The sequence below is a fragment of the Psychrobacter sp. 78a-MNA-CIBAN-0178 genome, assembly GCF_040309625.1.
Classification (GTDB): Bacteria; Pseudomonadota; Gammaproteobacteria; order Pseudomonadales; family Moraxellaceae; genus Psychrobacter; species Psychrobacter okhotskensis.
Map to the genome: position 1 here is coordinate 1 of NZ_JBEOOZ010000056.1, position 1,559 is coordinate 1,559.

General features: G+C 31.3%; 3 protein-coding genes. All 3 read left to right on the top strand.

Annotated elements, in window-relative coordinates:
- The first annotated feature begins 149 nt into the window (after positions 1 to 149).
- A complete protein-coding gene (locus tag AAEY80_RS14165) occupies positions 150 to 377 on the top strand; it encodes a hypothetical protein (protein ID WP_350588506.1) in 228 nt (75 codons plus the stop codon).
- A 115-nt stretch (positions 378 to 492) separates the two neighbouring features.
- Positions 493 to 1,017: a hypothetical protein gene (locus tag AAEY80_RS14170; protein ID WP_025652066.1), complete on the top strand. Its 525-nt coding sequence runs from the start codon at positions 493 to 495 to the stop codon at positions 1,015 to 1,017.
- 150 nt (positions 1,018 to 1,167) lie between these two features.
- Positions 1,168 to 1,559, top strand: a 392-nt coding sequence (locus tag AAEY80_RS14175) for a hypothetical protein (protein ID WP_350588507.1), incomplete at its 3' end; no start/stop codon positions are given.

A 1,559-nucleotide genomic window follows, 5' to 3' on the forward strand; every position in this document is an offset into this window, starting at 1 on the left:
GTATTCTTGGTCGAAAACAATAGATTAGTGAGGTGCTCTTCTTTTTTCAATCACTTTTAAAGTTGAGAGTGGGGTATATAATATATCGTAGTAATATAAATGACCAAATTTGTCTGATACAAAATGGTGCTACACCCAGAGAATACATTTTGGCTGTAGCTTTAGATAGTAATATAGATTATTTTACTCGCAGGGAAGCCGAACACTTATTTAAAACTCTAATGCCTTATGACTTTATAGGTAATGTTAATTATATTAACAACCTACCTGAAGAAGAAAGAAATAAACTTCATCAAATAGACTACTTAAACAGTAGTTTTGATTTGTTGGTTACAACAAGGGCATTGCGAGCATATAAAGAGAATATTTCAAAGTAATTTTGTTATTCAAAGTTTTAACTTCTGCAAGCTATTCAAAGTTGTATCTCAATTTCAGCATAAAAGATCATTACAAAAAATTATTATTTCAAGCTATTGAAGATGGATGTATACCATGAAAAAAACTATATTCTTTTCATTAATATTAATTATATTTTCAGTACCAGCTTGTGCTAAAACAGAGAAAAAATTAGAAGATGAAATTACTCTAGAATCAGCAATAGAACAGTACGAGAGCACTATAGATCTATGCACTGCTGAAGAAAAAAGCAGAACTTTACCTGATGAAAGTACTTTAGAGAAGATAAGTGAAATTGACATAAAAAAAGTTCAAGATTACATATTATATCGTTCAGATATCAACTATAAGATCTGTATGCTTAAAAATGGTGCAGCTCCACTTGAATATTTTGTAGCTTTATCAACAGATAAGGCAAAAAGCTCCGCAGTACGAAAGAGAGCACGTTTAATTTCTGAAGAAATAGTCAGCAGTCATATAATAGACAAAGTAAATAACATTTCAAGTTTAACATCAGAAGAAATGTTACAACTAAAGTCAATCAGTTATTTAAACACAAGCTTTGATGCGGTTAAAACATATGATACTTTACAATCTTATAACAGCCAAAAAATCGATTGACTTAATGATAAAAATTAGAATAGTAAGAAGCAGTGCACTTTGATGTTTGATCTGAATGAGTAGATAGATATGTTGAAGCGATTAAGGTTCATTACTTCTTTTTTTATCATATTAATAGCTACTTCTTGCCAAGCTAAAACAAAGGTTGTTATGCCTGATAAACCTTTAGAAATTTCATTAAACATGACTGCTAAAGATTTATACGGTGCTAACCCTGAGTATAAAGCTTTCCAAGAAGCAGACGCTCAGCCTATGGGGGTTACTTTTCAAGGTTATGATTTTCCAAGATATAAAGAACCTACTGTCATTATTAAATATCCTAATGGTGAGTTAAGTATTGACGGTGTTATGTCAGTCTTGGCTTATGACGATAACAAACAAGCAAATTACAAACTCTCGAAAGTCAATCTTGGCTTTTTATTCAACCATAAAGTAAGCGGTATATCAGACGAAGATGCCTATCAGAAAATGATGGCTTTCTTTAAAGAACTGCAAGGTAAGGGTTGGACTTATGCTAAAAGTTTAAGTGAGCCTCGTTTAAG